General features: G+C 33.1%; 5 protein-coding genes. 4 read left to right on the forward strand and 1 reads right to left on the reverse strand.

What is annotated here, in order from left to right; translation table 11 throughout:
- Nucleotides 1-63: 63 nt before the first annotated feature.
- A complete protein-coding gene (locus tag J2Z81_RS15415; RefSeq protein WP_226371735.1) occupies nt 64-423 on the reverse strand; it encodes an IS110 family transposase in 360 nt (119 codons plus the stop codon).
- A gap of 263 nt (nt 424-686) precedes the next feature.
- On the opposite strand from J2Z81_RS15415, the gene J2Z81_RS15420 reads away from it, so the two are divergent.
- The 4 genes from J2Z81_RS15420 (at nt 687) to J2Z81_RS15435 (ending at nt 5,758) form a co-directional block, all read left to right on the forward strand.
- Nucleotides 687-1,436, forward strand: a complete 750-nt coding sequence (locus tag J2Z81_RS15420; RefSeq protein ID WP_226371736.1) for an aspartate/glutamate racemase family protein — start codon at nt 687-689, stop codon at nt 1,434-1,436.
- Nucleotides 1,437-1,641: 205 nt separating this feature from the next.
- Nucleotides 1,642-2,937, forward strand: a complete 1,296-nt coding sequence (locus J2Z81_RS15425; protein WP_226371737.1) for a purine-cytosine permease family protein — start codon at nt 1,642-1,644, stop codon at nt 2,935-2,937.
- 72 nt (nt 2,938-3,009) lie between these two features.
- Nucleotides 3,010-3,753 (forward strand): aspartate/glutamate racemase family protein, encoded by a 744-nt coding sequence (locus tag J2Z81_RS15430; protein WP_226371738.1) that lies wholly within the window; start codon nt 3,010-3,012, stop codon nt 3,751-3,753.
- Nucleotides 3,754-4,645: 892 nt separating this feature from the next.
- A complete protein-coding gene (locus J2Z81_RS15435; protein ID WP_226371739.1) occupies nt 4,646-5,758 on the forward strand; it encodes a M24 family metallopeptidase in 1,113 nt (370 codons plus the stop codon).
- Nucleotides 5,759-6,070: the final 312 nt, after the last annotated feature.

Below are 6,070 nucleotides of genomic sequence, written 5' to 3' on the forward strand. Positions count from 1 at the left end.
AATATTTTGTTCGTTTCATGATGTTAGCCTCCTTGACACTAAATAGTATATTATAATTAACTCTTAGTGTCCAAATTCATTTAGGGGCTTATGTGTGAGCGCATCTCGCTTATCCGTCTTTGTCTTTCTTAAAGATGCTGACTTGGCAAATTCTTTGATGAGTAGTGGATTGTAAGTGTGCACCATGTAGCGCTTAGAACATAGATATCGGAAGAGATTGAGGGCGTATATACCGGTGTCCTCCATTGCAATGAAAATCTCTTCTGTAAATGCATGGCCAAGCTTTTCTAAGGTCTGATTAAGTAATTTGAAGCCTTCACGATTATTTTTCATGCGAAGATGAGATTTGAAGACAGCACCAGAATCATCTAAAATCGCAATATCGTGCTTATGCTTAGCTACATCAATGCCGACAAAAAGCAAGGATATCAACTCCATTCTGTCTTTTGGCGCTATGGTGTCCACGCACTCTTTGCCATGTAACCTTACTTAAGAATAAACGTCTATGCGTTATCAAACTCATTACCAATAAAGCAAAGAGCTGTGGTTAGAGCCTCGTATGACCAGTCCCCCGTAAAAGGGTGCTGTTGGAGGAAGTACTAATCCACAGCGCATATTAACAGTATAAAATAACTATTAATATAGAGGAAGCTATCCTCTAGTTATAAATATAAGGAGATGTAATGATGAATAAAAAAATTATGTTAATAAACCCTATTCACACCAGTGAATATGATAAGGATTTTATTTACCAGTTAAACAAGTATAAAAATAACGAAACTAAAGTTAAAGTGGTTTCCTTCCAAGATAATGTGGGCCCAACCCATTTAGAATATAATTGTTATGAGTCAGTTGTAATACCAAAATTGCTTAAAACTGTTAAAAAAGCAGAAGAAGATGGATACGATGCCGCAATTATAGGTTGCTTTTATGATCCGGCCTTAAGGGCGTGTCGTGAAATAGTTGAAAATATGGTTATTACTGCCCCCGCAGAATCCGCTATGCATATAGCTACTACTCTAGGGGATAATTTTTCAATAATTGTAGGACGTAGAAAATGGATACCTGAAATGAGTGATAATGTGCTGAAATATGGTTTTGATAAGAAATTAGCATCTTTTAAACCGCTGGGATTAGGGGTTCATGATTTTCAAACAAATCCAGAAGTTACAAAACAAAAAATTAGAGAAGCAGCAACCGAAGCTATTGAAAAAGATTTAGCAGACTCTATTATTCTAGGATGTACTGTTGAATTTGGCTTTTTCGCAGACTTACAAGCAGATCTAGGTATACCTGTTATCGATGCTAGTCTTGCACCTTTCAAGTATGCCGAATTTCTAATTGATTTAAAAAACAAGCTTAACTGGTCTCATTGTAAAAAAATAGGTTACGAATCCCCCCCTATTCAAGAAGTTAGTGAATTTAATTTATTTTAGTTTTACAAAATCTACTTTCGTTAAGACTCTGAAAGAGAGGAAGATATAAACATCAGCCTCCTTGAGGCTATTATGTACACTCATTGACCAAAAGAACTGTGATGAGAGTATTTTATTATTCGTATCTATAGGTATCCCCCTATTCAGCTTATTACTTAAACTTAAGTCACAATCAGGGGTCACATTTCACTTAGGAGGGATAATTTTGAATAAAAGTAATATGGCGCAAAAAGAAAAAGACTACTCTACTAAACCGGTTCCACTTAAAAATAGAAAGTCCTGGGTTAGCGTTGCTGCTATATATTTTGGAATGACAGCTGCCATATCGTCATTTGCTACCGGAGGAGGATTGATAGTTAATTTACCTTTTCGTGATTCATTACTGTCTCTATTAATAGCAACTGGTATACTGATGCTTATATTTTATGTACCACTTGGATTAATTGGAGCAAGAGAGGGGCTAAACACCTATATTATAGGCGAATCAGCTTTTGGTTCAAAAGGAACAAATATCGCAACAGGTATGGTAATTTCAGTTATTCCAGCCTTTGGATGGTATGGTATACAAGTTTCCATTGCCGCAGAAGCATTAAATCAATCTTTTGGTGGACAAACAAGTTTAACACCGTTGTTTATGGTAATACTAGGTATTTTATTTGTAATCCCTGCATTGTTTGGAATAACCAGCATGGCATTATTAGATTATATTAGTATACCAGCCATACTGATAATAACAATACTTGGTGTTCTAAAGGTATTTAGTATTTTTGATTTAAATGAAATATTCTCTTATCAACCAGAAGGAGACCACTCTTTATTATGGGGAATCAATCTTGTGATTGGTGGGCTTGTAGCAGGTTGTTGTTTTGTTCCTGATTACACTAGATGGACAAAAAGAAAATTATCCGACGTATCATATTCAGGTCTTGTAGGAATTGGAGTTCCTTTAATACTATTAACAATTGTCGGATCTATGATGGCGTTAACAGCTACTTCATTAGGAATAGAAGAGGCGTGGGATATATCTAAAGTTTTAGCTGCATTAGGGCTTCCTTCAATTGCTTTGCTACTAATAATAGTATTACAGTGGACTACCAATATAGTAGCGGCTTATAGCGCTGGATTAGCACTTAACAAAGCTTTTGGATGGAGTAGAATTTGGTGGACTTTAATTGTAGCTATTGTGGGGACAAGTTTATCATTATTTGGAATAATTAGTTCCTTCTTGGGTTTTCTGAATTTTCTATCTATTTTTATATCACCAGTGGCCGGTGTGCTTATATGTGAGTATTTTATAATTTCAAAAGGAAAATTAAATTCTAAAAGAGGGTTTTATTGGCCAGGTATAATTGCTTGGTTAATAGGGGGATTATCTGCATATTTAATTCCCTACTTTATTCCAGCGTTAAATGGTTTTTTTATCAGTATGATACTGTACTTTTCTTATCATAGGTTTATTATTAAAAAAGAGGATAAAGAAATTAGCGTTAATATAAATTAAAAATATTCGAAAATAGTTATTTAATAGTTGATCACAATTATCAAAAAAGCTATTGAAAGGAGAAAACAAACTATGAAAAAGATATTATTTATTAACCCTATTCATACAGATATTTTTAATAACTCATTTAAAGAAATGCTAAATACCTATAAAGAGGAAAATACAAAGGCTAATATTGTTTCTTTAAATTCCAATACTGGTCCTTGTCATCTACAATTTCATTCTTACGAAGCACTTGTTATGCCTGAAATAGTAAGAAGAGTAAAACAAGCAGAGAATGAAGGCTATGACGCCACGGTAATAGGTTGTTTTTATGATACGGCTCTTAGAGCAAGTCGTGAAATCAGTGAAAAAATGGTAATAACTGCTCCTGCAGAAGCTTCTTTACACATAGCTACTACTTTAGGAGAAAGTGTGTCAATTATAGTGAGTGAAGACAAATGCATACCCGAAATGAAGGAAAATGTTAAAAAATATGGATTTGGTGAAAAAGTAGCATCTTTTAAATCTGTTAATTTAAAAGTACATGAATTTCAAAAAAAACCAGAAGAAACAAAGAATCGTATTGAGTCAGCTTCTTTAAGTGCAATAAATAACGATGGTGCTGATATAATTGTTTTAGGTTGTACAGCAGAGTTTGGTATGTATGATAAGCTTCAAGAAAAGTTAGGAGTACCGGTAATAGATTCTGGTCTCGCAGCTTTTAAATACGCAGAAAGTCTGGTTGAATTAAAACAAAAAATGAATTGGTCCCATAGCAAATTAAGAGGCTATAAATCTCCACCTAGAGAAGAGTTAAAGCAGTTTAGATTCTAAGGTAGTGTGAAAAATTCTACAGAAACTATATCAAAATAAATTTTGTATGATTCATTAGAATAGGCCACTTTAAATTTAAAGAAGGTTATGAGAACTTAATCTCTATCCTTGCTTGTTAACAGAAAAAAATTAACACAGCTTTATGATGTTTTTTACTTATTGATATTATGAGCTTTTGTGACTTAATTAAAAGACTTAAATTACATGGCTATTATCACCACAAATTAGTTCATCTGCATATTTCTTAGCAGTTCATCAATTAACAAAATTTTCTATTGATTTCGTTTTACTGAACGAGATCTAAGACAGGAAGTAGAAAAACGACTAAATTATAAAGGAGAAGTTCTTACCCCTTTAGACAAAGGTCAAGTGAGGGAAAATGTAGATTTAATTAAGGAATTGTAGCCGGAAGTTGCTGTTCCTGCATCCTACTACGTAACAAAAGAATGGAGAGAATATGAACGCATTAATGCAGTAGCATTGAATGCATACGTACAACCTGCGGCCTCAACATATGTAAATAAATTAAATGCCAAGTTAGATAATTCTAATACAGACAGTCACAATTTTATTATGCAATCCAACAATATATAATAACTTTTGGGTTACCTGCAGTACAATCACTTATTGTATCGGGAATCGTATACTTCGTAGCATTGAAGATAAAAACTAAATTAGCTCCTGATTATTTTACGGACATTTTGGAAAAGAATCTTCTTTTTATCTAAAGCAGATACTAAATAAAAATTAATTTGGGAGGAGTACTAAAAAGTCTAACTATTCATCCCTTTTATGTTTTAGGGAATTTTTGTAAAATAATAACTTTTACATCATATAACTGTCTATTGACATAATACTTGTAAATATATTTATATGCTAAATGGAGGTTTTTATGATTAATCAATATCAAACAAGACTAAATACATTACAAAGTCACTTAGCGAAAGAAAATATCGATGTAGCCATCATCACATCTCCTGCAAATGTATTTTATTACACAGGGTTTAACTGTGATCCGCACGAACGTTTTATGGCAATAGTTATGGATAATCGCAACAAGGAATTTTATTTATTTGTTCCAGCATTAGATGAAGAAATTGCAGTAGATGAGTCTTTTATAAAAAATATTATTCCAATTTTAGATGAAGAAGATCCTTTTGTTAAATTGAAAAATAAGCTTAGTTTCAAAATACAACATATCGGTTTAGAAATGAAAGAAGTCAGCATGTACAGTCATAATCAATTGCAAATAGTCTTCCCGGAAGCCTCGTATGATGATATTCAAGGTGCTATAAACAAACAACGATTGAAAAAAGATAGAAATGAAATTGAATGTTTACAAGAAGCAGTAAATATTATTGAAAAAGTGCTTGCAGAGGGGATTAAAAAAGTAAGGAACGGTATGAAAGAATCGGAACTAACTGCAGAGCTAGAATATTTGATGAAAAAGTTTGGTGCTGTTGGTCCTTCCTTTTCAACCATAGTACTTTCTGGTGAAAAAACTGCCATGCCACATGGAACTCCTGGTGATCGCCGTTTTCAAAGTGGTGACTTTTTATTAATTGATTTCGGGGTTATTACCAAAAAAGGATATTGTTCAGACATTACACGAACTTTCATTATTGAGGAAGCAACAGAGAAAAGTAGAAAAATATATAACATTGTACTAGAGTCTAATCGGGCGGGAATAAATGCAGTTAAAGCAGGGAAAGCATTAAAAACTTTTGATGTCGCTGCTAGGGAAGTAATCGAAAAAAATGACTATGGTAATTATTTTAAAAATCGTGTAGGTCATGGGTTAGGAATTGAAGTACATGAGGAACCATCTATCCATGGGAAAAATGAACAAATTGCTAAAATTGGATTATGTTTTACAATAGAGCCAGGTATTTATATCCCAAATTATGGCGGTGTCCGTATAGAAGATGAAGTCTACATTAATGAAAAAGGTGACGTTGAGGTACTGACATCCTTTCCTAAAGAGTTACAAATTTTGGGGATTTAAATAGGAAAGAATTGAAATGTAGTTTGGTAAATAATATAGAATTCTAAAACGGTTTTTTTCTAGCTACTTGGGAACTAGAACCGTTTTTCTTTTTGGATGACTGTTGCTATGAAGATAATAAATCTATTGAAGTTTTGGATAAAAAGCCTTTTTCATGGCGTTTTATGGGCTTGTCAACTAAAGTGTGTAAGTTATTCTAAATACTTTAACACACGATCTGGAATGTCAACACTAAACTGAACAAATTTTTAAAGGTGTTTCAACTTGTATTCAGCTGGTGTTAAATAATCTAGCGATCCGTGAATTCGAATA

The organism is Virgibacillus alimentarius (assembly GCF_017874635.1).
Classification (GTDB): Bacteria; Bacillota; Bacilli; order Bacillales; family Amphibacillaceae; genus Virgibacillus_B; species Virgibacillus_B alimentarius.